This is a genomic window from Arthrobacter ramosus (assembly GCF_039535095.1).
Lineage (GTDB): Bacteria > Actinomycetota > Actinomycetes > Actinomycetales > Micrococcaceae > Arthrobacter > Arthrobacter ramosus.
In genome coordinates this window covers 703341-729729 of sequence record NZ_BAAAWN010000001.1, presented here as the reverse complement: position 1 = coordinate 729729, position 26389 = coordinate 703341, and the positions used below count along the sequence as shown (strand labels likewise).

24 protein-coding genes and 2 tRNA genes are annotated in these 26389 nt (G+C 63.9%); 6 read left to right on the top strand and 20 right to left on the bottom strand.

The genetic code is table 11. The features are described from left to right. Window positions 1–137: 137 nt before the first annotated feature. Window positions 138–1832, bottom strand: coding sequence for a glycoside hydrolase family 13 protein (locus tag ABD742_RS03465; RefSeq protein WP_234749003.1), 1695 nt, complete (start codon window positions 1830–1832; stop codon window positions 138–140). Between the two features lie 108 nt (window positions 1833–1940). On the opposite strand from ABD742_RS03465, the gene ABD742_RS03460 reads away from it, so the two are divergent. Then, entirely contained in the window at window positions 1941–3140 is a 1200-nt protein-coding gene (locus ABD742_RS03460) for an ROK family transcriptional regulator (protein WP_234749002.1), read from the top strand. Window positions 3141–3184: 44 nt separating this feature from the next. On the opposite strand, the gene ABD742_RS03455 is transcribed toward ABD742_RS03460, so the two are convergent. Then, entirely contained in the window at window positions 3185–4756 is a 1572-nt protein-coding gene (locus ABD742_RS03455; protein WP_234749001.1) for a Na+/H+ antiporter, read from the bottom strand. 120 nt (window positions 4757–4876) lie between these two features. Next, a complete protein-coding gene (locus tag ABD742_RS03450; protein ID WP_234749000.1) occupies window positions 4877–5533 on the bottom strand; it encodes an NAD(P)H-binding protein in 657 nt (218 codons plus the stop codon). A 554-nt stretch (window positions 5534–6087) separates the two neighbouring features. Between ABD742_RS03450 and ABD742_RS03445 the strand changes: the two genes are divergently transcribed. Then, window positions 6088–7074 carry a LysM peptidoglycan-binding domain-containing protein gene (locus ABD742_RS03445; protein ID WP_234748999.1) on the top strand — a complete coding sequence of 329 codons (987 nt, stop codon included), beginning with the start codon at window positions 6088–6090 and terminating at the stop codon, window positions 7072–7074. 747 nt (window positions 7075–7821) lie between these two features. On the opposite strand, the gene ABD742_RS03440 is transcribed toward ABD742_RS03445, so the two are convergent. The 5 genes from ABD742_RS03440 to ABD742_RS03420 form a co-directional block, all read right to left on the bottom strand. Continuing rightward, complete coding sequence (locus ABD742_RS03440; protein WP_234748998.1) at window positions 7822–8169, bottom strand: hypothetical protein; 348 nt, start codon at window positions 8167–8169, stop codon at window positions 7822–7824. A 631-nt stretch (window positions 8170–8800) separates the two neighbouring features. After that, window positions 8801–9274: a DUF805 domain-containing protein gene (locus ABD742_RS03435; protein ID WP_234748997.1), complete on the bottom strand. Its 474-nt coding sequence runs from the start codon at window positions 9272–9274 to the stop codon at window positions 8801–8803. Window positions 9275–9464: 190 nt separating this feature from the next. Further along, on the bottom strand, window positions 9465–9710 hold the full coding sequence (locus ABD742_RS03430; protein WP_234748996.1) for an SOS response-associated peptidase family protein: 246 nt from the start codon (window positions 9708–9710) through the stop codon (window positions 9465–9467). Window positions 9711–10363: 653 nt separating this feature from the next. Beyond that, window positions 10364–10437: transfer RNA gene (locus ABD742_RS03425), tRNA-Met, on the bottom strand. A 62-nt stretch (window positions 10438–10499) separates the two neighbouring features. Continuing rightward, window positions 10500–10571, bottom strand: a tRNA-Thr gene (locus ABD742_RS03420). Between the two features lie 164 nt (window positions 10572–10735). Between ABD742_RS03420 and ABD742_RS03415 the strand changes: the two genes are divergently transcribed. Continuing rightward, window positions 10736–11020 (top strand): hypothetical protein, encoded by a 285-nt coding sequence (locus ABD742_RS03415; protein WP_234748995.1) that lies wholly within the window; start codon window positions 10736–10738, stop codon window positions 11018–11020. A gap of 32 nt (window positions 11021–11052) precedes the next feature. On the opposite strand, the gene ABD742_RS03410 is transcribed toward ABD742_RS03415, so the two are convergent. The 6 genes from ABD742_RS03410 to ABD742_RS03385 form a co-directional block, all read right to left on the bottom strand. Further along, on the bottom strand, window positions 11053–11415 hold the full coding sequence (locus ABD742_RS03410; RefSeq protein ID WP_234748994.1) for a LysM peptidoglycan-binding domain-containing protein: 363 nt from the start codon (window positions 11413–11415) through the stop codon (window positions 11053–11055). A 359-nt stretch (window positions 11416–11774) separates the two neighbouring features. Beyond that, a complete protein-coding gene (locus tag ABD742_RS03405) occupies window positions 11775–14021 on the bottom strand; it encodes a DEAD/DEAH box helicase (protein WP_234748993.1) in 2247 nt (748 codons plus the stop codon). A 428-nt stretch (window positions 14022–14449) separates the two neighbouring features. Continuing rightward, window positions 14450–15112 (bottom strand): MOSC domain-containing protein, encoded by a 663-nt coding sequence (locus ABD742_RS03400; protein WP_234748992.1) that lies wholly within the window; start codon window positions 15110–15112, stop codon window positions 14450–14452. 21 nt (window positions 15113–15133) lie between these two features. Continuing rightward, window positions 15134–15808, bottom strand: coding sequence for a response regulator (locus ABD742_RS03395; protein ID WP_234749205.1), 675 nt, complete (start codon window positions 15806–15808; stop codon window positions 15134–15136). Beyond that, a complete protein-coding gene (locus ABD742_RS03390) occupies window positions 15805–16698 on the bottom strand; it encodes a sensor histidine kinase (RefSeq protein WP_344787186.1) in 894 nt (297 codons plus the stop codon). Before ABD742_RS03390 ends, ABD742_RS03395 begins: the two co-directional genes overlap by 4 nt. Beyond that, window positions 16695–17288 (bottom strand): DUF4118 domain-containing protein, encoded by a 594-nt coding sequence (locus ABD742_RS03385; protein ID WP_344787184.1) that lies wholly within the window; start codon window positions 17286–17288, stop codon window positions 16695–16697. The genes ABD742_RS03390 and ABD742_RS03385 overlap by 4 nt, the downstream gene beginning before the upstream one ends. A gap of 91 nt (window positions 17289–17379) precedes the next feature. Between ABD742_RS03385 and ABD742_RS03380 the strand changes: the two genes are divergently transcribed. After that, complete coding sequence (locus tag ABD742_RS03380; protein ID WP_234748990.1) at window positions 17380–18564, top strand: acyl-CoA dehydrogenase family protein; 1185 nt, start codon at window positions 17380–17382, stop codon at window positions 18562–18564. Between the two features lie 18 nt (window positions 18565–18582). Here ABD742_RS03380 and ABD742_RS03375 read toward each other — a convergent pair whose 3' ends face one another. From ABD742_RS03375 to ABD742_RS03360, 4 genes are all read right to left on the bottom strand, one after another. Next, window positions 18583–19932, bottom strand: a complete 1350-nt coding sequence (locus ABD742_RS03375; protein ID WP_234748989.1) for an MFS transporter — start codon at window positions 19930–19932, stop codon at window positions 18583–18585. Then, window positions 19929–20456 (bottom strand): winged helix-turn-helix transcriptional regulator, encoded by a 528-nt coding sequence (locus tag ABD742_RS03370; protein ID WP_234748988.1) that lies wholly within the window; start codon window positions 20454–20456, stop codon window positions 19929–19931. The genes ABD742_RS03375 and ABD742_RS03370 overlap by 4 nt, the downstream gene beginning before the upstream one ends. Window positions 20457–20614: 158 nt before the next feature. Then, complete coding sequence (locus tag ABD742_RS03365; protein WP_234748987.1) at window positions 20615–21778, bottom strand: cystathionine gamma-synthase; 1164 nt, start codon at window positions 21776–21778, stop codon at window positions 20615–20617. Window positions 21779–21792: 14 nt separating this feature from the next. Then, the gene (locus tag ABD742_RS03360) at window positions 21793–23178 is read right to left on the bottom strand and encodes a cystathionine beta-synthase (protein WP_234748986.1); all 1386 of its coding nucleotides are present in this window, start codon (window positions 23176–23178) and stop codon (window positions 21793–21795) included. 150 nt (window positions 23179–23328) lie between these two features. Between ABD742_RS03360 and ABD742_RS03355 the strand changes: the two genes are divergently transcribed. Then, window positions 23329–23757 carry a VOC family protein gene (locus tag ABD742_RS03355; protein WP_234748985.1) on the top strand — a complete coding sequence of 143 codons (429 nt, stop codon included), beginning with the start codon at window positions 23329–23331 and terminating at the stop codon, window positions 23755–23757. 111 nt (window positions 23758–23868) lie between these two features. Here the strand turns inward: ABD742_RS03355 and ABD742_RS03350 are convergent, their stop codons facing one another. Next, entirely contained in the window at window positions 23869–24276 is a 408-nt protein-coding gene (locus ABD742_RS03350; RefSeq protein ID WP_234748984.1) for a VOC family protein, read from the bottom strand. Between the two features lie 138 nt (window positions 24277–24414). On the opposite strand from ABD742_RS03350, the gene ABD742_RS03345 reads away from it, so the two are divergent. After that, window positions 24415–25407 (top strand): DNA-3-methyladenine glycosylase family protein, encoded by a 993-nt coding sequence (locus ABD742_RS03345; RefSeq protein WP_234748983.1) that lies wholly within the window; start codon window positions 24415–24417, stop codon window positions 25405–25407. Between the two features lie 19 nt (window positions 25408–25426). Here ABD742_RS03345 and ABD742_RS03340 read toward each other — a convergent pair whose 3' ends face one another. Beyond that, on the bottom strand, window positions 25427–26389 hold the full coding sequence (locus ABD742_RS03340) for a hypothetical protein (protein WP_234748982.1): 963 nt from the start codon (window positions 26387–26389) through the stop codon (window positions 25427–25429).

Here is a 26389-nt window from a genome sequence, read left to right as displayed (position 1 = left end):
CTAACCCGCAGTTGTTGTCGTTTGCAGCCTTCAAAACGACATTAACTGCGGGCCAGTTGGGTCAGCGGTCAGGGGTGAATGGGGCCACGGTCGCCGGGTTCCCTCGCGAGCTTGCGAGCGGAGGGAGCGACTGGGGACTAGACGATCCAGGCCGTCGTGTTTGCCGGGAGCTTGCCGGCCTCGAGCGGTGCGCTGCTCACGACGACGGTGCCTTCCGGAAGTGCCACCGGCTCGGTGCCGAAGTTGGTGACCGACTGCCAGCCGTTGGGCCGCGCGAAGTGCAGCACCGACTCGTTGCCGGAGGGGATCCATTCAAGATCCTCGGCCGCCCGTAGTTCCGAACGCAGTTCGAGGGCCTTGCGGTACAGCTCCAGCGTGGAGCCGGGAACGTTCTCCTGCGCCTCCACGGCGTAGCCCGCGAACCATTCAGGCTGCGGCAAGTGGGCATGTCCATCGCCGAAGCCGAACGACGAACCTTCACTGGTCCACGGCAGCGGGACACGGCAGCCGTCGCGGCCGACGTCCACTCCCGGGTTGCGGAAGAACGCCGGGTCCTGGCGCTGGCCGGCCACGATGTCGCCGACTTCCTGCAGGCCCAGTTCTTCGCCCTGGTACAGGTACGCGGAACCCGGCAGGGCGAACATCAGCAGCGACGCGGCGCGGGCACGGCGCAAGCCGAGCTCTGCGTCGACGTCGGCGGCCGAACCGCCGTCGAGCAGCCACTGCTTGCCGTCCTGGCCCAAGCCGTCACGGCCCCCACGCGCGGGCAAACCGTAGCGGGTCGCGTGCCGAACGACGTCGTGGTTGGAGAAGACCCAGGTCGAGGAAGCACCGGATGCAACAGCCTCGCTCAGGTTCTTGGTGATGATCGTGCGGAACTGGCCTGCATCGAAATCGGCCTGGAGGAGGTCGAAGTTGAAGGCCTGGCCCAGGCCCTCGGGGCTGGCGTAGCGGGCGCGGCGGTCTGCGTGGACCCACGCTTCGGCGACGGCTGTCCGGGGCGGGTTGTACTCGTTGAAGACCTTGCGCCACTCAGCGTAGATCTCGTGCACCTCGTCGCGGTCCCAGAACGGGTGGGCGCCCAAAGCGTTGTCGCCTTCCTTGGGCAGCTCGGTCTTGGAGGGCAGCACCTCCGGCAGGTCCTTCGTGAGGGCATGGGCGACGTCGATGCGGAAGCCGTCCACGCCACGGTCGGACCAGAAGCGCAGGGTCTTCAGGAAGTCCTTGCGGACCTCGGGGTTGTCCCAGTTGAAGTCCGGCTGCTCCTTGGTGAAGATGTGCATGTACCACTGCCCGGGAGTGCCGTCCGGCTCGGTGATGCGTTCCCAGGCCGGGCCGCCGAAAATCGAGTCCCAGTCGGCCGGGGGCAGCTCGCCGTTCTCACCCAGGCCGTCGCGGAAGATGTAGCGTTCACGGGCTGCCGAGCCCTTCGGGGACGCCAGCGCCTCCTTGAACCATTCGTGCCGGTCCGAGGAGTGGTTCGGGACGATGTCCGCGATCAACTTGATGCCCGCAGCGTGCAGGGCGGCCGCCATCTCATCGAAGTCGGCCAGGGTGCCCAACTTGGGGTCCACGTTGCGGTAGTCGTCGACGTCGTAGCCACCGTCAGCAAGGGCCGAGGGGTAGAACGGGCTCAACCAGACGGCGTCAATGCCGAGGGACTTCAGGTACGGAACCTTGGCGGTAATGCCCTTGATGTCGCCCAGGCCATCGCCGTTCGCATCCGAAAAACTGCGAGGGTAGATCTGGTAGACAGCCGCTTGGCGCCACCAGTTGGGATCGGCCATGCGCTCGGAGTCGGTGTGGGTTGCCACTGTGGCGGTGGAGGACAAAGGGAATCCTGTTCTGTGTCGACGTTTCGATGGATGGGACTTTTATTTAGAATCTAAATTTAGTACCTCAAGTATTATGTGACGCATACCTACAGGAGGTCAACAGCCATGGCTGAAATCGCGACTGCCACTCCGCAGATGCTCCGGCGGTTCAACGCAGCCACCGTGCTCGGAGCCATCCGTTCCTCCAACGCCGTGACTGTTTCGGAGCTGATGGACGCCACCGGCCTGACCCGAGCCACCACCATTTCCGTGTGCGAAGACCTCATGGCCCGGGGCTGGATCCGCGAGCTGGAAAAGGATTCCGATACCTACCAGAAGGGGCGCCCGGCGCGGCGCTTCGAGCTCGACGAAAGCGCCGGCTGCGTCTTGGGAATCGACGTCGGCGTCCTCAAGACCACCGTGGTGGTGGCCGATCTGCGCGGCAGGACCGTCGGACGGGCCAGCGAGCCATTTCGCGCCAGGGAGATCGAAGCGGAGGAACGGATCCGCGTCATCAGCCAAACCGCGCTGCTAGCCCTCGAGGCCGCCGGAGTGGCACCGGACAAGGTCCTTGCGGTGACGGTCGGGCTTGCTGCCCCGGTGGGCCGCGACGGAAACATCCTCGTCAGCCAGCCGTTTTGGAGCCTGTTCGACGTCGGCCTGAAGAAGGCCCTGCACGATCTGCACGGATGGGCGGTCATGCTGGAGAACGATGCCAACTTGGCGGCATTGGGCGAATGTTGGCGCGGAGCCGGCAGCGGCGTCCAGGACCTGGCCGTACTCCTTGCCGGTGAGCGTTTCGGTGCGGGCCTGGTGGAATCCGGCCGTTTGCTTCATGGCAGCCGCGGCGGCGCTGGCGAAATGGCCTACCTGGACATGGTGGACGGTGTGGGCTCCGCCGACGGCCTCGCCGCGCTGGCCAGATTGTGGGCAGCGGAAGCCTTGGCCGGAAAGTCGAAAACCATGCTGCGGACGGCAGCGCCCCCAGGCCACGAGGTGACGGCGCAGCACGTCTTCGCCGCCGCTGCCCAAGGTGACAAGGTGGCGCTGAGCATCCTGGACCGGCTTTCGGACCGGCTGGCCCGGGTGGTCTCCACGGTGGCCATCTTGCTCAACCCGGAGCTCGTGGTGATTGGCGGCGCGGTGGCAGATTCGGCGTCGGTCCTTCTTGAGCCGGCCGCGCGGAAGCTGGCTGCGTACACCGCCACTCCCCCGCGGTTGGCGGCATCTCCATTGGGCGATGCGATTGTGGGCATCGGCGCGGTGCGCCACGCACTCGACCACGTAGAGAAGAACTCCTTGGATCTGGTGTTGCGGCGCGCCTAGGCCCCTCAGCGGCTTGTCCGGCCGTTTCCCGTCGGCGCCGGCGGCTAGTCCGGCATCGCCATCGTCCGGAGGTCGAGCTGGCGCAGCACCCGGTCCGCCACCTCGGGATCCATCCCGGGCTCGCTCCGCGCCGCGACCACTTCCTGGCGCGCGGCGTCGAGGGCTATGGTCTGGACTGCGATCGCCAGTTCCCTGCCGCGTTGGCGCTTCTCAGCGTCCGACTCATTCTTCAATGTCCCGTCAAGCAGCTCGGCATGCAGGCGGGTCATCTTTTCCTTGACGAGGGCCACCTTGTCCGCCGGCAACTCCTTCATCAGATCGTGTTCCTTGAGCGCAGAGATGGCGGCAGTCTGGGCGCGTTTGGCCAAGAGCCTTGCGGCGTCCTTTTCGTGCGAACCGTCTTCAGATGACTTGAGCACGCGCATGAGCCACGGAAGGGTCAGCCCCGGCAGCACCAGGGTGGCGAGGAGTACCGCGCAGGCGATGACCAGGATCTCGTGCCGGGCAGGGAAGTCGCTGCCGTCGGCAATAGTCAGCGGAAGGGCCAAGGCAAGGGCGAGCGTCGCGAGGCCGCGCATGCCGCACCAGGTCAGGATGAGGACCTCCTTGGGGGAGGTGGGCTGCAGGAGGTTCTTCCGTTTGCGGGCCGAGATTGCCAAAAGCCCGAGCCAAGCAAAGCGGACAACGAACACGAGCACGCACACCGCCACGGCCGGGCCAATCATGCCGTAAATGGCGGCGCCTTCATCCCGGATCACATGCCGGATCTCCAGCCCCACAAGGCCGAACGCCAGGCCCGTAGCAAGGAGTTCCACCACGTCCCAGAATGCGGTGCGCGTGACCCGCTCGGCCGCGTCCTGGGACCGCGCGTGCCGCTGTGTCTCGAGGGCCGTGACGACGACGGCGATCACCCCCGAGGCGTGCAGCTCTTCAGCCAGGATGTATGCGGCGAAAGGAATCACCAGGGTCACGGCACTTCGGGCCACCATGGAGGTGACCAGCTTGGTGATCAGCCTCGTCAACCAGCCCATCGCGATGCCGACAATGACGGCCAGGGCAGCACCGATGACGAATTGGAGCACGACGCCGGCCCCCAGCTTGGTGCCGGAAACCGTCGCCGCCACCGCGGTCTGGAAGATCACGATGGCGGCGGCGTCGTTGAACAGCCCTTCGCTCTGCAGCACGGTGATGAGCCTGCGCGGCATGTGGACGCGGCCGGCAACGGATTCAACCGCCACGGGGTCCGGCGGAGCCACCATGGCACCCAGTGCGATCGCCGCCGGAATGCCGATCCCTGGAATCATGAGCCACGCGGCTCCGGCAACGGCCGCCGTCGAAACGACCACGAGTGCCACCGCCATGAGCAGAAGCGTCCGCCAACGGACCCGGAAGACCGCCCAGGAACTCTTCTGGGCGGTCGCGAAGAGCAACGGAGGGAGGAAGATCGGGAGGATCAGTTCAGGCGCAAGCTCAAAGTCCGGGAAGCCAGGGATGAAGGTCATCGCCGCAGCCAGCAACAGCATCAGCACCGGGTACGGGAGCCGCAAGCGGTCCCCCAAGCCCACGGCCACGACCGTTGCAAGCAGCAATCCAACAATGAGTGCCAACTGGTCCATGTTCCCGATTTCCCCAGACGTCGTAGCGGCAGCGTCCCGGGCACCTGCCGAGGGACTAGCCCTACCAACATATCCCGGCAGGTGCCGTCCCGGCCCGGCTCCCGACCGAGCAGGGTGCGGCTAGGACGCCGTGAGGGCCTCGACCACAGGTACCGAGCCGTCCCTGAACTCGATGGTGTGGCGGACAGTCTCGGGCAGTTCCAGGACGGCGGCAGCCACTAGGGCAACATTGGCCCGCGAAGTTTCGGTCCCGGTGCCCGGGTCTGCGGGGCTTACCTCAATGAGCGCAGACCCAGGATTGCTGGTCAGTGCGCCCGGGCCAAGGATCGTCCAGTCGAGGTCAGTCGCACGCAGGTACTCGTCCGCCGCGGCCTTGGCATCCGCGTAGGCGTAGAAGCTGTTGTCCTCGGGAACGCCATGGCTAGGTCCTGCGCCAAAGTAGGACACCATCACATAGCGGGCCACGCCCGTTTGCGCCGCGGCATCCATCGAGCGGATGGCGGCGTCCCTGTCCACTGCATACGTACGTTGCGGATTGCCTCCGCCTGCCCCGGCGGACCACACCACCGCGTCGTGGCCGTCAAGTGCAGCGGCGATCTCCGCCGTCGTCGAATTCTCGACGTCGAGTACTACCGGGGCGGCACCCGTCACTTCGACGTCGGGGGCGTGTTCCGGATTGCGGATGAAGGAAGTGACCGCGTGACCTTCGTTGCTCAGGATGCGGGACAGTTGCAAGGCCACCTTGCCGTGGCCGCCGATGATTGCGATTCGACTCATGGACCCATTCTGTCCCAGTGGTCAAGTGCATGGTCAAGCCCTCCCCAACACGGTGGATAAATTCCCGGAAAATAGCCGCTCCGCATTTGCGGAGCGCAATGCCGAATTCGTCAATTCTCCGGATAAATATGCCTACTAATTACTAAGCAGACTTAGTTTAGTCATCATCACAGCTCCCCGCGCGAGGGCTGGAAGTCCGGACCCTAAGGGCCGCCCCTCCCGCCGCCGACGAAGACTTACGAGTGTTTGGCGGGCTGCCGGAAATAAAAGCAAGTGGCACCCACTCGTGTGGAGGGAATTTCCCATTCCTACACTCAAATCACCTGCAGCAGGGAAAAGGAAATATCTCTTTCGTAAATCTCACTGATGGATTTATCAAAACGGGTTCGTACATCCCTTTGATGGATTTATCAAAGTAGATGGATCGAGGGATTCCTCAGTGCTGCGCATTTAAGCAAAAGGGTCTCAACAAGCGCCATCCCCTGCGCCTGCGTATCACCTTCCGGGCCAGCCAACCGACCGGCCCCAGAAACGATTAATTACGGGGATCCGACATGTATCAGCAGGAGTACAGGCACAGCGGGATCGGCGGAGGCAACGTCCTCGCCCTGATATCCGCGGGGGTAAGAACACTCGCCAGGTACAAGGCATCAATAGCCACCTGGGCAATCGTGGCAGTGGTCGCCATTGGCGCCGTGACGATGCAGAACTACTCACAGGTACTTGCGCCGGCAGGCACGAGCGCCGCAATTGCCCCGCAGCTCGGTTCGGGAGCCGGTATTGCCGCGCCTTCGCCGGCCGCAGCCAGTCCGACGCCGGCTGCCAGTCCCACGCCGGGAGCCACACAGGCGCCAGTACAGACGCAGGCACCGGCCGCCGTCGCGCCGTCAGCTCCCGCAGCGGCGGCGGCCGCAGTCGCAGCTCCACCCGCTCCTGCTCCTGCTCCTGCTCCTGCGCCTGACACGAACGCCTACACGGTGGTCAGCGGCGACACCGTTGGCTCGATTGCCGCCAGGTTCGGCGTCGACGTCAATGGGATGCTGGCGGCCAATGGGCTCAGCGCCTATTCCGTCATCGTGCCCGGCCAGGTGCTAAAGCTGACAGGGCCGCCGGTTGCCGCGGCCCCCGCCCCTGCGCCTGCACCGGCCCCCGCTCCGGCGCCAGCGCCTGCACCTGCTCCGGCGCCAGCGCCTGCACCTGCCCCCGCTCCGGCGGTGCGGACCATCTATGTTGCGGGTTCAGGTGGCCAGGCCGCCGTGGACAGTTGCATTGGCCCGATCCACTTCACCCCCACGGACGCCTACGCGCTGTTCATTACCGAACATGATTTCTGCGGCGGGTGGGCCCGATTCTCGGGCATCGGCGTCGGCGAGACCGTGAGCATCCCCGGTTACGGCACGTACACCGTGACCGCACGCGGCCAGGTGCCCCAAGGCGGGACCACCAACAACGTCGCAGCGGTATTCGGCGGATTCCCGCGAGCGATTCTACAGACGTGCATCCCGGGCACCAACCAGATGCTCGTCATCGCACTGAACTAAGGGCGGTCCCGCGGCGAGGTTTGTGCCAGCGACCATCCTGACCCTCTTTGAATCCGGGAAGGCCCCGTCAGCGGCATGTCGCCGGCGTGTTGCGTGCCATCGCTTTTCAAAGAAGGTCAGGACGGGAGGCCCTCGCCCAATACCCTCGATTTTGGGAGACTGGACCAAGACCTGAGAGCGGGGCGGACTTGGACGGACAACAATGGATCTGGGTTGCGACGGTGCTGGTCGTCGCGGCGGTAGTTGCCATTGTCATGGCCTTTGGACGCCGGTGACAATCATCCGCCCCGAGCCCGCCTGGGGATCGCGACCCGGCAGTGACTGTCTCTCAGGGCGCGACAACTTCGTGTACTTCCGCTTCTTGTGCCACAGCACGAGGAGGTGGAAAGAACACATCAGCACAACGGTGATGCCAACGAAGACCATAAGGTCAATGAGATAGCGGCCAAAATCCACGAGCAGGGATGCCTTTCGGTCCGGACAACCTCCTGATCGTAGCTGGAGATAGCCTACAGACGAAAACGGCCCATTACAGGGTGAACCTCAAGGAAACACTAAGAAAAGATCAAGATTCAACTAAGACTGCCCGCTCGAGCGTCAAATGCTTATGCAAGAATCTGTTTGTCCTCTAAGGAAGTGGCCAACTTCGAGAAGCGCCGCCACCTGAGGATTGGGGGACGCCCAAGTGGCGGCGCCTCTAAAAGCTATCGGCAGGTTGCGCGCGCTCTCAGCTATTCGGCAGGATCTTTACGAAATCTTTACGGCAAGTGCCCAGCAGACTTGCGGGCTTCGATCAGAACCAGGGGCGGACTTCGAGTCCTTCTCGCGGAGCTGACATTCGAAGAGGCCTTGGTCGGCATCCAAAGCCGTGCGCCGTCTTATCGAAGGCGCGACAAGCAGTCCGATGATTCGCATCGACGCAATGCCCAACAGGAACACAATGGCGATGGCCGCCCAGAATCCCAGAACCTGCCGAAGCGGAAAGAACCCCACAACGAAGATAACGATCGCCGGGAGGATCCCGATGTTGGACTCATAGGCTTTCTCCAACCGACCCCGCGGCGCCGGATTTAGATTTTGCTCGTTTGCGCGCATGCCAACGATCCCAATCGCTCTGGACCTCAATTAGCAGTACTCAAACACAGGCGAACCAGTAAGGACAGACTATTCGGCGCAATCAGATGCAACATGGTGGAGTCCCGGTCCTGTCGGTGGCCGACACTAGACTTGGAATCGAATATATATTCGAAGAAGAGCGTGTCCTGCGCAATCAGGTTGGGGTCACATGGTATAGCGGCGCGCCGTAAACGAGATGTTGCCTGCCGGCGCACCTCTGCCCTGATCGTGAGGAATAACGCCACAATGAATAACACCACTTTCCGACATAAACCTGGCAGTGATGCGCCGCATGCAGGAGATCGCGCACGTCGACGTCAACTGCGGGGTCGCGCTTGGCGCGCCCTGATTCAAGCTCGCGCCGCGGGCCAAGGAATGGGGGCTGATTGCGAGGTCTAGACAAATGCAACTGTCGACGATTGCAACCGAACACTAATAGACATGCTCAGTCCTCTCTACACGACAGAATGGGCCGAGCCACCCATCGTCCGGGCAGCGTGGCCAGTAGCGGCGTGGACCTTGTCACTGCGACGCGTGGCAATCCGGGACAGACACTGAAGGGCCACAGGCATGACGCCGGCGGCCCTTCAGAGTGTCCTCTGATGTGGACTTAGGCGGGGACGTCGAATCGCTGGCCCTCGGGCTTGGGCGGAAGGAACATGAAGATCAACAGCGCCAGGCTGCCGAGGAACGGAACGAGCCCGATGAGGATCATCCAGCCGCTGAAGTTTGCATCGTGCAGGCGACGGACGACGAGGGCGAGGGACGGGACGATGACTGCCAGGCCCCAGATGACCAGGAGAATGACGCCGACGATCATGCCAGGACCCGGAACCATGGCCCCGGAGTCACTGACGGTCGCGCCAGCGGAGCCTGCCACGGACATGATGATGTTCAGGACGATGCTCACGACGACGGAGATGAGGGTCCACCACCAGTATTCGCTGCGGCTGGCCCGGCCGGTGAAGGTGGCGTACTTCTTGAAGAACCGGCGTGCGGCCTCGCCGATGGGCGCGCCGTAATAGGGGGCCCAAAGCGGGACGGCGCTGCCAAACTGGGTGGTCTGTTGCTGCTGGTACGACAAATGGATCTCCTAAATAGACGAGTGATGACGCTTCATCGTAGGGGTCCAAGCCATCCGTCAAGTTGTACTGCAGATGAAATTTCGGTACGGCGTGTCGGAACTAGCGAGAACTCTCGAACGTTGAGGGTTCTTTGCGCGCGTGCCAAGGAGGAAAATCCGATACCTGAGACAATGAGCACAGGCAGCGGGTTCAGGCGGCCGGCTGGATAAGCGCGGGTCCTTTGTTCCGCGCGTAGTTGACCTTGGCGCTCACCACTCGGGGCACGAGATGAGGTTCGGGCATGGAATCGAGCAGGGCGCGAACGCCAGCCTCGGACGTCATTTCAGGGTCGAGCCAGTCCGAGAACATGTTGGGCGGCACGATCAGCGGTGTGCGGTCGTGGATGTGGCCCAGTGCGTCTGAGGCCGCCGTCGTGATGATCGTGGCCGTCCGCAACCACTTGTCAGGGTGACCCTCAGGCAGTGCGGGATCCGGCCGGTTCTCGAATAATGCCCTTGCAGCTCGAATCGCAACTTCTCAAGTCCGGTTGAGATGCGATTGCAGAAAGAAAGGCGCCGTGGTTTGCTTTCTCCGTTCGCGTTCATGAGCTCCTGGATGGAAGCGATCAGCTCAGCGCGGACCGCTAGTTCGTGCTCCTTGGACGTGAGCGCCGCCTGTCGCGCTGACTGCTCCCAAAGGCCATCTGCTTGGCAGCCAGCTGCCGAAGGCTTCCGCTTGGGCCTTAAGCTGCGCGTCGAGTCCTTCAGACTGAGCAGTGAGGTGAGCGCGAAATTGGTTTCGCTGCGTCTTCAGTGTGCGCCTCAGAACCCAGACAGCGATCAGTCCACTGGAAATAGCCCCCAAGATCCCGGCCAAAAGGTCGCCCCATTGGTGATGTGACATCCATAGGAAGGGGTCGGAAATTAGTTCTGTCAGCATGCCCCTGACACTACTTGAACCATGGTTTGAGCCGAGCGCCTGGCGCTTTGCGTCTCTGGCTGCCGTTCGGTGACCGCATGTGGCGTGTAGTTACAGGAGTAGCTACACCCGGCATCCAGAAGACTGCTCCGGAAACGAAAAAGTCCCCGCCGTAACGGGGACTTTCGGAGTAGCGGTGGGGAGGCTCGATCTCCCGACCTCACGATTATGAGTCGTGCGCTCTAACCAACTGAGCTACACCGCCACGAATGAGAAAAACCTGTGCCAAGCCGGTCAAAAACCGCCTTGACACAGGCCCTCATTCAGAGCCCCCCACCGGAATCGATCCGGTGACCTCGTTCTTACCAAGAACGCGCTCTACCACTGAGCTAGGGGGGCAACGAGTAAATACTCTACCGGACGATTTCTCAGGCCACAAATCGGCTGCGGGACAGGGAAAAACGGCGCCGACACAATTTGCAAAGGCCCTCTCCCTGATGCTCTTCCCAGCCAACACCGTCGCGCGTACATTGGAACGGGGGTGGCCTCAGGAAGGTTCTACCATGTATGCAAGGGTAAGCAACTACTCCTTCGACGGCGATGGGGAAGCACTTCGCAAGGGGTTCGATGACGCCATCGAAGGCGTAAAGCAACTCGCAGGACTGACAGGGGCGTATTTCTTGTTGGACGCGGACTCCGGGACAGGCATGAGCATCACGCTTTGGGACACTAAGGAAGCGATAGAAAGCAGCGTCGAGGCAGCCAACCGGCTCCGTGCCGACGCCACACAGCCTTCGAACACCACAATCGTATCCGTCAAGCACTACGAGGTAACTAGCACCATCTAGCGGCGGACCCAATCGTCCTGCGAAGCAGGTCCCTAGGGCAGGCGGAGCACTTGGCCCGGGTAGATGTGGTCCGGGTTGGGCACGGTATCCGCGTTCGCTGCGATCAGGGCATCCAAGTCAACGCCGAACTGCAAGGCGATGCCGCTCAGGGTATCGTCTGCCTCCACTACGACTTCGGCGACCTGCGCTGCGCTGGCGGCGGGAGCATCGCCGTCGGACACCCCAGCGCCCGGGACCGCGAGAGCTTCCGCTGACGGGTCCGGCCCGGCACTTTGGACCGTCTCCCCCGTTGAGGCTTCAGCGGCCCCCTGCGGGGCCTCCGAGGCCCGTCCAGCCGCCTTCCGCTCGGACCTGTCGAAACCGAGGTTCTTCTTCAATCCATCGAGGAATCCCATGAACCTACCTTCCACACCCGTGGTCAACCAACGCCCGAAGCCCCGGCGTCCGTAGCAAGACCGATCCTACGCATCCAGCCCCACCTCTCAAAGGCCGCGCTGTTCCTGGAGCAGAAATTCACGTTCCCGCCGGCTTGGGTTCAGGGTGGGCCCGCACCGTCTTCCCCTTCTTTGGTTTGGGAAAGCGTTTCCGACGCGGCGAGTCCGTCATTCATGGGCCTTTGGGCCAGCAAACATGGGGAAAACGGTACAGCCTAGGCGCGGTGCCTGTGGCCACCGATAAACCTAGGCCGCCGTTTAACAGCCAGAGGCCGGCTCGAAAGCCGGCCTCTGACCAAAAACCCAGGAACTAGTCCTGTTTACCACTTACCCTTGCGGTTGAAATCGCGGTTGCCTGCGTCGCCGCCAGTGCGCGGCTTGCGTGCGCCGTTGCCGCCGAAGCTGCCCGTCCCCGTACCGGCGCTGCTGCGCTCGCTGTAGGAACGGCCGCCGCGGTCAGCGGAGGTACGCTCGCCACCGGAGTAGCCGCCGCGGTCAGCGGAAGAACGCTCGCCACCGGAGTAACCACCGCGGTCGCCTTCAGTCTTACGGAACTCCTTCTTGAAGCCACCGTTACCCTTGAAGTTTCCGCCACGGTCTCCACCGGAGTATCCGCCACGGTCGCCGCCGCGGCTGCCACCGGAGTAACCGCCGCGCTCGCCGCCCCGGTCAGAGGCCGGCTTGCGACCGTTGTCCAGCTCGAGGTGGATCAGCTCGCCGCCGATCCGGGTGCGGGACAGTGCACGCAGTTGCTCGGGGCTCAGGTCCGCCGGAAGCTCCACCAGGGAGTGGTCCGAGCGAATGTCGATGCCGCCGATCTGTGCCGAGGAGATGCCGCCTTCGTTGGCAATGGCGCCAACGATCGAACCCGGCATGACGCGCTGGCGGCGTCCGACGGCGATCCGGTAGGTGGCGTTGCCCTCGGTCAGGGTGCGGGTCGGGCCACGTGAACCGAAGCCGTCCTTGGAGCGCTCGCGCTTCTGGAATTCCGGTGCAGCCGGCAGTTCCTTGACCAGGAGCGGCTGGCCGCCCTGTGCCATGACGGCCAGTGCAGCGGCGATCTCCGAAGCCGGAACGTTGTGCTCTTCTTCGTAGGAGGAGATCAAGTCACGGAACGCGGCAACGTCCTCAGACTCGAGGGTCTCCGTGATCTTGTCCGCGAACTTACCCAGACGCAACGTGTTGACCGTCTCGGCGGTGGGCAGGTGCATCTGCTCAACCGGCTGGCGGGTGGCCTTCTCGATCGAACGCAGCAGGTACTTCTCCCGCGGCGTCATGAACAGGATGGCGTCGCCGCTACGGCCTGCACGCCCGGTACGGCCGATGCGGTGGACGTAGGACTCGGTGTCGTGCGGGATGTCGTAGTTGACCACGTGGCTGATGCGCTCAACGTCAAGGCCACGGGCCGCGACGTCGGTGGCCACCAGGATGTCGATGCGCCCTTCCTTCAGTGCGTCGACAGTCCGTTCGCGCTGCTGCTGCGGAATGTCACCGTTGATCGCGGCGGCCTGGAAGCCGCGGGACTTCAGCTTGTCAGCGAGGTCCTCGGTGGCCATCTTGGTGCGCACGAAGGCGATAACGCCGTCGAACTCTTCCACCTCGAGGATGCGGGTCAGCGCATCGAGCTTGTGCGGGCCCATGACCTGCAGGTACCGCTGGCGGGTGTTGGCGCCGGTGGTGGTCTTGGACTTGACCGAGATCTCGGCCGGGTTGTTCAGGTACTGCTTGGACATGCGGCGGATCTGGCTCGGCATGGTGGCAGAGAACAGCGCGACCTGGCGGTCTTCCGGGGTCTGCTGGAAGATCTGCTCAACGTCCTCGGCGAAGCCCATGCGGAGCATCTCGTCGGCTTCGTCCAGTACGAGGTACTGCAGCTCGGACAGGTCCAGTGAACCCTTGGAGATGTGGTCGATGACGCGGCCCGGGGTACCGACAACAACCTGTGCACCGCGGCGCAGGCCAGCGAGCTGCGGACCATAGGCGGAGCCACCGTAGACAGGGAGAACCGTGAAGTCATCGATGTGCTTGGCATACGAGGTGAAGGCCTCGGCAACCTGGAGCGCAAGCTCGCGGGTCGGAGCGAGAACCAGGGCCTGGGTCTTGCGGGACGGGCCGTTGAGGTCGTGGAGTTCGGCCAGGCGGGACAGAGCCGGTACTGCGAATGCTGCAGTCTTACCGGTGCCGGTCTGGGCGAGGCCAACGACGTCGCGGCCTTCGAGCAGCAGCGGAATGGTTGCTGCCTGGATCGGAGACGGCTTCTCGTAGCCCACGTCCTGCAGTGCGGCCAGGACGCGGGGGTCGATTCCCAGGTCGACGAAGCGGATGCCCTCTTCCTCTTCCTCGGCGGGTGATTCGGCCTGAGCCGCAGCCGGGGCCTCAGCCTCAGCAGGTGCCTCAGCAAAGGCAGGTGCCTCAGCAAAGACAGGAGCCTCAACCGGGGCCGGAGCCTCAGCGGGCGCTGCAGCCTCGATGAACTCAGCGGCGGGGGCAGTTTCGGCGATCTCGACGGCGGTCTCTGCTGCTTCGGCAGACTCGGCGACGAACGGGTCGTTCAGGTTTTCGGGCATAGGGGAAAGTTTCCTCATCCATAGGGGGCCAGTCGGCGCGGCCCGGTTGGGCTTGGCCGCAGTACACGTTGCGGGCAGAAGAACCAGGTGGTTCTGGTGCTCGCAAGAAGTCCGGCGCTGTCGCAATCCCATGGCAGGACTTCCCGCTGCATCTCTTGGCTGCTATCTCAGCAGTCTGTACAGCGTTTTCTTCGCCCGGCTCTCCCTATGAAACTGCCCACACACATTTTGCGGGCCCCAACACTGACCAGTCCTGCCTCAAGAATTGGGCAGGAAAAAGGGATTTCCGGAGTGGGGGATATTCCAAGTGTAGGGCACAGATTGCTCCCGTGGCGACTTAACTGCCGACGGCGACGGTGAGCTTGCGCACAAACCCGCTCCGAGCGACCTCAGGACCGCCCTTCAGGACGGCCGTCCGAGGGTAGTTTTCAGGCGTCCACCCCGTTGCGGCGCATGAGCTTTTCGAAGGTGTCGTGGTAGTCGGACTGCAGCAGGACCTCTCCGTCCGCCTCGGCGTCGAGAAGCAATTGCATGTCATCGAGGTTGGGGTTGCTGAACCATTGCCCCACCGTGATGCCATGTTTCGGCACAAACAGTTTGTGGATGTAGTCGCCGGCCGAAATGGTGCCGGTCTTCACGACGCGCAGGTAGGTACCGACCCGCCCTGCTTCCGTGAAGCGCTTGACCCACTGTGGTTCATTCATGCGGCGCTGGAACGTTGCGCACGGCACCCGCGGGGATGTGACCTCAACTTCGACGTCCAGGCCGATCTTCCACCGTTCGCCGATCACGGCACCGCTGGTCTCGATTCCGGCAACGCGGAGGTTCTCCCCGAAGATCCCGGGAGGCATGTCCCGCTGCAGTTCATTCGCCCAGTAATCGGCATCCGCCTGGGAGTACGCATAGAGCGCTTGGTCCTCGCCGCCGTGGTGGATCCGGCTCGCCTGGATGTCTCCGTGGATTCCCAGCTTGTGGACCTTCACCGGTCCGTCGACGGGGCGCTTGTCAATGGCCGTCACTCCTACCGACCCTTCAGGATCGGGCAGGAGCTCGTATACCCGGCAAACAGCAAGCAACGATGCGGTATCCATGACTACAGTCTACGTACGCAGCTACGGATCGAAGCGATATCCCATGCCGGCCTCGGTGTGGAGGTGGCGGGGCTGTGCAGGGTCGCGTTCGAGCTTGCGCCGGAGCTGGGCAATGTAGACACGCAGGTACTGGGTCTCCTTGGCGTAGGCCTGTCCCCAGACCTGGGTGAGGATCTGCTGCTGGCTGACCAGCCGGCCGGCGTTACGCACCAGCAATTCCAGGATGTTCCACTCCGTGGGCGTCAGCCGCACTTCTACGCCGTCTTTGGTGATCTTCTTTCCGGCCAGGTCAACCAGGAAGTCGGCGGTCTGGAGCGTCGGGACCTCGTGCCGGGGCGCCGCGCGCCGGGAGGCGGCACGGAGCCTGGCCAGGAGTTCGTCCAGGCCGAAAGGCTTGGTCACGTAGTCGTCGGCTCCGGCGTCGAGAGCCTCAACTTTGTCTTCCGAACCGTGCCGGGCGGACAAAACGATAATGGGCATACTGCTCCAGCCGCGGATTCCTTTGATCACATCCACGCCGTCCATGTCCGGCAGCCCAAGGTCGAGCACCACGATGTCCACGGGCTGCTGGGCCGCCGCCTTGAGTGCGTCTGCGCCGTTGCCGACCGTGATGGCACGGTAGCCGTGGGCATGGAGATTGATTTGCATCGCCCGGGCGATCTGCGCCTCATCTTCCACGATCAGCACGAGGTTCAAGGCCGACCTCCCGTCCACAGAGGGAGTGTGACCACCATGGTCAGCCCGCCTCCCGGCGTCGCCTCAGCCATGAGCGTACCGCCCATGGCCTCGGTGAATCCCTTGGCGACAGCGAGTCCCAAGCCGATTCCGCTGCGACCGTCCCGGCTGGATGGAGAATCATCGAGTCGTTGGAATGGCTGGAAGAGCTCCAGGACTGCCGCGGGTGCGATCCCCCAACCGTGGTCCATCACCCGCAGTTCGCTGGCAGGCCGGCCGTCCACCGTGATACCCGCACCGGTCCGAGCCACCAGCACAACATCGGAGTCAGGCGCGTATTTCACCGCGTTTTCCACGAGGTTCGCCACGACGCGTTCCAATATCCCGGCGTCGGCCTCTATATACGGAAGGTTGGCCGGAAGCTCGTTGCGGATGCGCTCCCCCGGCACGCCCCGCAAAGCCTCCGGCATGATCTGGTGCCAGCCGAGTCCGCGCAGCAGCGGGTTCACGGCATCTGCGGTGATTCGGGACATGTCCAGCAAGTTGTCCACCAGGTGATCCAATCGGTCCGCGTAGTCCTCGATCGTGGCCAATAGTTCGCGCTCGTCTTCGGGGGCAAAGGTCACGTCTTCCTGTCGCAGGCTGCTGACAGCAAGCTTGATTCCCGCCAGAGGAGTGCGGAGATCATGGGAGACGGCGCGCAGGATGGAGGTCCGCATTTTGTTGCCTTCCGCCAGGCGCACGTTGTCCTGCCTGCTCTTGACGAGCTGCTGGCGCTCCCGCAACGCCACCACGAAGGCGCCGAACGCGGCGAGCATGCGGCGATGCTGTTCGGATAGCGGCCCGCCCCGGAGCAGGAGCGTGTAATTTGGATCGACGACGGCGGCATGGTCGGCGGCCGCATGGGTCACCGGCGGTTGAAGCCCGGAGCTTGCAAGGACCTGCCAGTTGGGCCCGGGGCGTCCGGCGAATCGAAGGTGGAGAGCAGCGTCACCGCCTCCATGCCGAGGTTGACGCGGATCTTGTCCAGGAAAGACTCGAGGCTGCCGTCCGAGCTCAGTATACGAAGAGCCAATTCGCTGAGGGCTCTTGCCTCGGCGCCGGAATGCGCGGCTTCCTGGGCCCGTCGGGTGGCCAAACCGACGGCGAGCGCCACGCCGCACGCCACAGCAAGGAAGATGACCAGAGTGAAAAGCGTGGCGGGATCCGCGATGGATAAGGAGCCCACCGGTTCGGCCGAAAAATAGTTCAAGAGCATACTGCCGAGGACGGCGGACACCACGGCCGGCCACAATCCCCCGATAGCGGCAACCGCGGCGGAGACGGCCAGCTGGAAGAGCATGATCATGGCGAAGTTCCGGTATTGCAGCGCGGATACCACGATCTCGATGGCCGAGGGTAGCAGCAGGGCCAGGACGAGGCCCGCCAGAATGCGGCGTCGCCCAATCCCCTTGGCTGCCCGTAGCGGCAGTCCCATTGCGTTCACGTCCGCCGCGGCCATGGCTCAATTCTGGCACGGCGCAGGTGGCGAGCCGGCGTCGGCGGTTCCTGCAGGACGCTGCGGGGAACATGTCCGGCCTTAGGATGCTGGCATGAGCCATTCAACGACGAATACCTCCGATGTCCTTGCCCTCGATTCCCTCTTGAGTTCCGAGGAACTGGAGCTTCGCGAGAAGGTGCGCGATTTTACGGACCAGCGGATCCGGCCGAACATCGCCCGCTGGTACGAGGACGCGGTGTTCCCGCGGGAACTGCCGGCGGAACTCGGCGAACTCGGCGTCCTTGGCATGCATCTGGAGGGCTACGGCTGCCCGGGCCGCACCGCCGTCGAATACGGCCTCGCCGCCATGGAACTCGAGGCCGGCGATTCCGGCATCCGCACCTTCGTATCCGTCCAGGGCTCCCTGGCCATGACGGCGATCCACAAGTGGGGCAGCGAAGAGCAGAAGGAGCAATGGCTACCGCGCATGGCTGCCGGAGAACTGATCGGCTGTTTTGCCTTGACGGAGCCGACGGCGGGTTCGGACCCCTCGTCCATGGCCAGCTTTGCGCGCCGCGACGGGACCAACGACGACGCCGGCTGGGTGCTGAATGGTTCGAAGCGCTGGATCGGGATGGCATCGATCGCGGATGTCATGGTGGTGTGGGCACACACCGACGACACTATCCGGGGCTTCCTGGTTCCGGCCGGCACTCCGGGAGTCACCGTGACTCCCATCGGGGCGAAGCTCTCCATGCGTGCCTCGATCCAATGCGATGTGGTGTTCGACGCCGTCCGGCTGGGTGCGGAAGCCCTCCTCCCGGGTGCCCAAGGCCTCCGCGGCCCGTTCTCCTGCCTCAACGAGGCGCGATACGGCATTGTTTGGGGTGCCATGGGCGCGGCCCGTGACTCCTTCGAGGCTGCGCTCGAATATGCCGGAACCCGCATGCAATTCGGCAAACCCTTGGCCGGCTGCCAATTGACCCAGGAGAAGCTTGTGAACATGCTCCTGGAGATCCAGAAGGGCACCATGCTCGCGTTGCATCTTGGACGGCTCAAGGATGCAGGCAAACTGCGCCCGGAGCAGATCTCGGTGGGCAAGCTCAACAATGTGCGGGAGGCAATCAAGATCGCCCGCGAAGCCCGCACCATTCTGGGTGGCAACGGCATCACACTGGACTACCCGCCCTTGCGCCATGCCAACAACCTGGAATCCGTGCGCACCTATGAAGGGACGGACGAGGTACACATGCTGATCCTGGGCCAGCACATCACGGGCGTTCCGGCTTTCCGCTAGCTTCCAGCGACTGCCGCCCTAGGCTCCGACCGGGACGGGTTCCTTCTTCCCCGCATCCTTGCGGATTGTCGCGCTGATGACCGCGGCCACCGTGCACATCGCGGCAGCGCCGATCCATGCGTAGGTGTAGTGGCCCGTGGCGTCGCGGATGTAACCCGCGAGCAACGCGGCTGCCGCGGCCCCGAGCTGGTGCGCCGCGAAGACCCAGCCGAACACCACCGAACCGTCCGCCCCGAACACTTTCCGGCAGATGGCCGCCGTCGGGGGCACAGTGGCAACCCAGTCCAGGCCATACACCACCACGAACAGGATCATGCTCGGTTGCACCGTGGAGCCCAAAAGCACGGGCAGCACCAGCAGCCCGACGCCGCGGAACTGGTAATACACAGCCAAGAGCACCTTGGGATTGAAGCGGTCCGTCAACCAACCGGACGCGATGGTGCCCACGATGTCGAAGATCCCGACGACGGCCAGCAAGCCTGCCGCTGTGGTTTCCGGCATACCGTGGTCGTGCGCCGAGGGAATGAAGTGCGTGCCGATCAGGCCGTTGGTGGTAGCACCGCAGATGGCAAAACCGGCAACCAGGGCCCAGAAAGTACGCACTTTGCTGGCGCGTTTGAGGACCTGCAGTGCCCGCACGGCGGCGTTGGGCGTCTTGGCGCCTTCAGCATTGGTGGCGTCCGCAACCGGGGCGACCTCCGCCGTCGTCGGCTGTTCTTCTTCGGCACCGTAAGGTTGGACCCCGACGTCGGCGGGTGAGTTCTTGAGCCAGCGCAGCGCGAGCGGCACTACGGCAAGCGCCCCGGCTGCGATGAGCAGCGAGGCGCCGCGCCAGCCCGGGCTCTGCGCAAGCACCGCGATGAAGGGCAGGAACACAAGCTGCCCGGCGGCGCTGCCCGCCGTCAGGATGCCGATCACGAGTCCACGGTTCTTGGAGAACCACGTGTTGGCGATGGTGGCCGCGAAAACCAGGGCCATGGATCCGGTGCCGAGCCCGATCAGCACACCCCAGGTCAGCAGGATCTGCCAGGACTGGTTGACGAACACCGTCAGCGCGGAACCGAGGCCGATCAGGCAGAGGGCAATCGAGGTGACCGTTCGGATTCCGAAGCGTTCCATGAGCGCGGCAGCGAAGGGCGCCGTGAGGCCGAACAACACCAGGTTGATGCTCACTGCGAGCGACAAGACGGTTGTTGACCAGCCGAATTCCTGTTGCAGCGGCACCATAAGCACGCCGGGCGCTGCCCGGAATCCGGCTGCGCCCACAAGTGCCAGGAACGCGACGGCGGCCACCATCCAGGCGGGGTGGAGGCGCCCCTTCCGCGGGGTCTTGCCGGCGGAAAGTTTGGTGGGATTGGGTGCGGTCATGCGGAGGGCTCCGATTCGTTCGGGAGGTCGCGTCTGGCGGGGGCAGTGGCCAAAGCCAACGGGTGTTCAGACCGCGTGAGGCTATGCCAGCTGGTGTTGGCGGCGGTCAGCCGGGACCCGCAGTGGGAGCAGGTATCAGCCGACGCCGTCGGCAGTCCGCAACCGTTGTGGATCACGCGCATGTGGGCGTTGTCCGCCGGGGCATCGAGATGCTTCTCGGACCACAGGATGATGGCGTTCAAGACAGGCAGGGCATCTTCGCCCTTGGGGGTGAGGACGTACTCCTGGCGCGTCCGAGCGCCGTCCAGGTAAGGCCGCTGGGCAAGGAGGCCGGCTTCAACCAACCAACCCAGTCTTTTGCTCAGGACGTTGTCCGCGACGTGGAGACGGGACTTGATGGCGTCGAAGCGGCCGTTGCCGAAGAAGACCTCCCGTAGCACCAGGCTTCCCCAGGGGTCTCCGAGGATATCGAGCCCGCGCGCCAGGCTGCACGTCCGTTCGGACCAGTCGGATCGTAAAGGCATGGATTGAGATTAGCTGGCTTTTCTAAAGAAAGCTAGGGTTTTTGCGAAGGGCACGCCAATCCTGACCATGTTTGAGCGATGATCGTCCGGGACACGCCGCTGTGATGGCGTGTCCCGGCCGATCCGCTAATCAAAGAAGGTCAGAAATGGAGGGGCTTTCAGTCCGTGATGTTGCCGATCGCCTGCTCAAGGTCAGCAATCAGGTCCTCGACGTCCTCGATGCCGCAGGAAAGCCGGATCAGGTTGACCGGCACGGCCAGCTCCGTGCCCTTGACCGAAGCGTGCGTCATCTCGGAGGGGTAGTTCATGAGGGACTCGATGCCGCCCAGGGACTCGGCCAGCGTGAAGACCTGGGTGGACTCCGCCACCTTGCGGGCCGCAGCTTCGCCGCCCTTGAACTGCACGGAAATCATGCCGCCGAATTTCTTCATTTGCTTCGCCGCGAGCTCGTGGCCCGGGTGGGAAGGCAGGCCTGGATACAGCACGGCTTCAACTTCGGGGCGCTCGAGCAACCACTCGGCGACGGCCTGGGCGTTCTCGCTGTGGCGGTCCATGCGCACGCCGAGCGTCTTGAGGCCGCGGGTCGTCAAGAAAGCATCCATGGGTCCGGACACGGCGCCGACAGCGAACTGCACAAAGCCGATCTTCTCTGCCAGCTCGGCATCCTTGACCACGATCGCGCCGCCGACGACGTCCGAGTGGCCCCCGATGTACTTGGTGGTCGAGTGGACCACGACGTCGGCACCCAGGGCGAGCGGGGTCTGCAGGTAGGGCGAAGCAAAGGTGTTGTCGACCACCAGGAGGGCACCGGCGTCGTGCGCTACTTTGGCGAGCGCCTCGATATCGGTGATCTTCATCATCGGGTTGGAAGGAGTTTCCACCCAGACGATGCGGGTTTTGTTGGCCGCGACGGCCGCGGCAACAGCGTCAAGGTTGGACATGTCCACTGGTGTGTTGCCGATGCCCCACTCGCCCAGCACCCGGTTGATGAGCCGGTACGTTCCGCCGTACGCGTCGTTGCCAAGGACGATGTGGTCGCCGGGCCGGGCAACTGCACGGATCAGGGAGTCCTCCGCGGCAAGGCCCGAGCTGAAGCTGTATGCGTGGGTTCCGCCCTCGAGCGCGGCGAGCTGTTCCTGCAGCGCATCGCGGGTGGGGTTGGTGCCCCGGCCGTATTCGTAGCCGTCGCGCAAACCGCCTATGCCGTCCTGGGCATACGTCGAGCTGAAGTGCAGCGGCGGAACCACGGCGCCGGTGCGGGGTTCGAAGGCCTGGCCGGCGTGGACGGCACGCGTGTTGAATCCTGCTTCGTTTGCAGACATATGAACTCCTAGTGTCAGTTGCTCAGGTAGGCGAGAAGATCGTGGCGGGTCAGGATGCCCACGGGAGCTCCGACAAACGTCACCATGACGGTGTCGACGTCGGACAGCAGCTCGCGAGCGGCGGAGATGGTTTCCAGCGAGCCGATCACGGGCAGGCGCTCCCCCATATGCTCGGAGATCTTGTCGGTCAATTTCGCCTCGCCGCGGAACAGCTTGGTGGTCAGCGTGCGCTCATCGACGGCCCCGAGGACCTCGCCCATGACCACAGGCGGTTCCTGCGAGAGGACCGGGATGTGCGAGACCCCGAATTCGTTCATGATGTTGATCACGTCGCGGACGGTCTCATTGGGGTGGATGTGGACGAGGTCCGGCATCTCGCCGGTCTTGGACTTCAAAACCTCGCCAACCGAGGCTTCCTCTCCGCCGGAGAGGAAACCGTAGGAGCGCATCCACTTGTCGTTGAAGATCTTCGCCAGGTAGCCGCGGCCGGAGTCCGGCAAGATCACGACGACGACGGCCTCCTCGCCAAGGTCTTTGGCCACCTGCAACGCGGCAACCACTGCCATGCCCGAGGACCCGCCCACCAGGAGGCCTTCCTCGCGGGCCAGGCGCCGGGTCATCTCGAAGGAATCGGCGTCGCTCACGGCAATGACATCGTCCGGCACAGTCTTGTCGTAGTTGGCCGGCCACATGTCCTCGCCGACGCCTTCCACGAAGTAGGGCCGCCCGGTTCCGCCCGAGTAGACCGAGCCTGCCGGGTCCGCGCCGATAACCTTGACCCGGCCGCCGTCGGACTCCAGCCGGTTGGCGGACACATCCTTGAGGTACCTGCCCGTGCCGGTGATAGTGCCGCCCGTGCCGGCGCCAATCACAACGTGGGTGATCTTCCCATCGGTATCACGCCAGATCTCCGGCCCGGTGGTTTCGTAGTGGCTGCCGGGGGCGGCGGGGTTGGAGAACTGGTCCGGCTTGTACGCTCCGGGGATCTCGGACACGAGCCGGTCGGAGACGCTGTAGTAGCTTTGCGGGCTGTCCGGGGCCACGGACGTGGGAGTGACCACAACTTCGGCGCCGTACGCCTGAAGCACGGCGCGCTTGTCCTCTCCCACTTTGTCCGGGACAACGAAGATGCACTTGTAACCCTTTTGCTGGGCCACCAGGGCAAGTCCGACGCCCGTGTTGCCCGAGGTGGGTTCCACGATGGTTCCGCCCGGCTTGAGCTTTCCGTCCCGCTCTGCTTCCTCGATCATCTTCACCGCGATGCGGTCCTTGATGGAGCCGCCGGGGTTCACATATTCGAGCTTCACCAGAACGGTGGCTTTGATGTCCCCGGTCACGTGGTTGAGCTTGATGAGCGGTGTATTGCCAATGAGGTCCAGGACGGACTGGGCGTACTTCATAGGTACCAAGTTACCGCTTGGTCGGGAGTGCTTCGGTGCAGCGGAGGGTCGGGGCGGTGGCGGGTCTTAGCCTGGCCGTCCATGCCTGGCCAAGGGATGGCCTCGCGGGGCAAGCTAGCGGGGACACCCTCCAAGGAAAGGACATGCACCATGGATTGGACCCTCGAAGTGGTTGTGCTCCCTGTGAGTGACATTGACCGTGCCATCGAGTTCTACCGCGACAAGGTGGGCTTCAACCTTGACCACAACACCACGAACGAGCACATGCATGTGGCGCAGCTGACTCCGCCGGGCTCCGGATGTTCAATCGTCGTCGGAGACCTGCCGGCGCAGAATGAGATGGCGCCGGGTTCAATGCGAGGCCTTCAACTTGTGGTCGCGGATGCGCGCGCTGCACGCGAGGAATTGCTCGGCCGCGGGGTCGAGGCCAGTGAAATCACCGTCTTTGACCAGCGCGACGGCGGCACGTTCTTCGGCTTCAGCGATCCGGACGGCAACACCTGGGCGGTGCAGGAACTCAAGGTCCGCGCCGACAAGCCGTTGATTCCAGTAGAGGCCCGCGGGCGCTTCGGGGATTAGTTTCGGGGAATAGGGACGATCCCGGGGCTTGTTTGCGAGACCGCGGGCACAAGCCCCGGAATCACAAACAAGCCCCGGGATCAGCGTGAAACTAGCCCCCGAGCAATCGGCTCACTCAGCTGGCGCAGGGCTTCCTGCCGAAGAGTCGGTCTGCCAGAGGCCCAGGATGTTGCCTTCGGTGTCCTTGAAATAGGCGTAGTAGCCCATGCCCGGAACAGCATCTTTGCCTTTGACCACCGAACCACCCGCACCCTCGATTTGGCCAAGCGAAGCTTCGATGTCTTCGACGTCAACCGTGATGATGGGTGTCTTCAGCTCTTCCGAGCGCGGGAACAATGCACCATTGATGGCCCCGGGTGCGCTCGGCATACCCGTCTGCGGGTCTGAAGGCGTGGTGATCGCGATCGTGTAGTCCATCTCCTGCATGGGGTTGAGCATCCAGCCGAAGGCACCCTGGTAGAAAGTGTTGGCCCGCTCCTTGTCGTCCGCGGGGATTTCAAAATGCACAACACCAGCCATTGCGTTCTCCTGAGATTGTCATTGAAGGCGCAGACGCCCCGCGCCACACGTGGAGTCTAGTCGTGTGGGTTTCGCGGCGTAAGGGGCTCGACAGCCGCTCTTTCGAGTGTTTTCAGATGAGCATGCGACCATGAATGAATGACCATCGTCGATGCCCCACCCGCCGCGGCGGCTGCGGCCGACGCGTCCGTGCGATGGCAACCCGGCGGCCCCTTCGACCTTCTGCAGACCTTGGGAATCCTCATGCGCGGCAACGGCGATCCCTCGTTCGCGGCGCGGCAGGACGGGGTGTGGATGGCCTTCACGACGCCGGACGGTCCGGCTACCTTGCGCCTCGCCTCCGCGGGAACCGGCCAAGACACGCATATCGATGCCCAGGCCTGGGGCTCCGGTGCCGATTCCGCCATCGCCTCTGTGCCTGCGCTGCTGGGGAGCGGGGACGACTGGTCCGGCTTCGACGACGCCGCGTTCCATGGCACCCTTCCGCGGATGGTCAGGGAAGCCCGTCGCCGGAACCTCGCCGTCCGTTTACCTACCACCGGGCGTGTGGTGGACTCCCTCGTGCCCACGATTCTTGAGCAAAAGGTCACAACTATCGAAGCCCGGCGGGGCTACCGCTACCTGATGTACCGGTACGGAACCGCAGCCCCTAGCGCCGGCCGCCTTTCGACGTCGAGCCTGCCGTCGGGCCTGCTCGTCGCGCCGACCGCCGCCCAGTGGTTGGCCATTCCTTCATGGGAGTGGCACAAGGCCGGCGTGGGTCCCCAACGTTCGGCAACAGTCATGCGGGCGCTGCGATCCGCCGTCGCGCTTGAACGGCTCGCCTCACTCAGCGCGGCGGAAGCCGGGGCCAAGATGCAGACCATTCCGGGCATCGGTATCTGGACGGCTGCCGAGGTTGTCCAGCGGACCCATGGCTGCCCGGATTCAATCGCGGTGGGCGACTACCATTTGGCCTCATACGTCGGTTACGCGCTCACGGGCAGGAAAACGGACGACGCCGGAATGATCGCCCTGCTGAAACCGTGGCGCGGGCACCGGCAGCGGGTAGTCCGGATGCTCGGGCTCAGCGGCTTCCGCAAACCGACGTTCGGACCGCGGATGACCATCCAGGACCACCGAGGGCACTAGCGTCACTAGCAACGCGGGGTCACTTACGGCCCATGTTGCTGCCCGGCATGGGCCGTAAGTGACCCCGCGTTGGGAGTTTCGCCCGCTTGATCCGGACAATGAGGCCGGCGAACCCTTCGGCCAGGTCATCCGAGTTGACCTTGAAGTAGGACCAGCCGGCGCCGGTGAAAGCCTCGTCCCTCCGGTTGTCCCTTGTCTGCTGTTCCCTCGTGAGATGCGGGGCACCGTCATACTGCACGGCGATCCGGAACCGCCGGTACCCCAGATCCGAGGAAGGCGACCACGGATCGTCCGGATCAAGGCGGAGCTGCAATTCCGGTTCAGGCAATCGCGCATCCACCATGGCCAGCCGCACGAATGTCTCCGGAAACGAGTCTGCTCCGACCCGCATGTCTTCGAGGGCAAGCCGGGCCTTCTCGACGCCTTTCATGTTCGGATGCTGCCGGATCAAAAGGCGCAGCCCTTCCTTGTTTGCGTAGGGCTCCGTCCTTCCTTCAAGGCGCGGCCGGGGCATGCGGATCAACTGGTCGCCCATGGCAATCACGTACGGCAGCGGCAACTGATGCGCCAGGTCAAGCCACGTCCGGGACGGGGAGGACACCGGAATTCCGTCTAATTCCGTGACTTCGCCCGGGAGGACACGGACTCGGTGCCCCGTCACTCCGGTCCGGCGGACCCGGGGAAGCTCATGGGGCTTGCTGAGGTGGACCGTCTCGCCGTTGCCAAGCCACGGAGGAAGGCCGAGCCGGCTCAGTACCGCGGCGCTCTCATGGGACAACCAGGCACCCGGTGTTGCCGCGGCAAGGACCCGTGCCCGTTCGGCAAACGCAAACTCACGACCCGCAGGCAAATAGATCAGGCGGCCGCCGTCGGACACGTCCCTGGCCCGGAGCCGCTTCGGTGCGACGCCAAGTATGCGGGATTCATAGACCGTGAAAGGACGGTTACTGAGTTCCTTCGGCAGCGGATTGATGCGGACCAT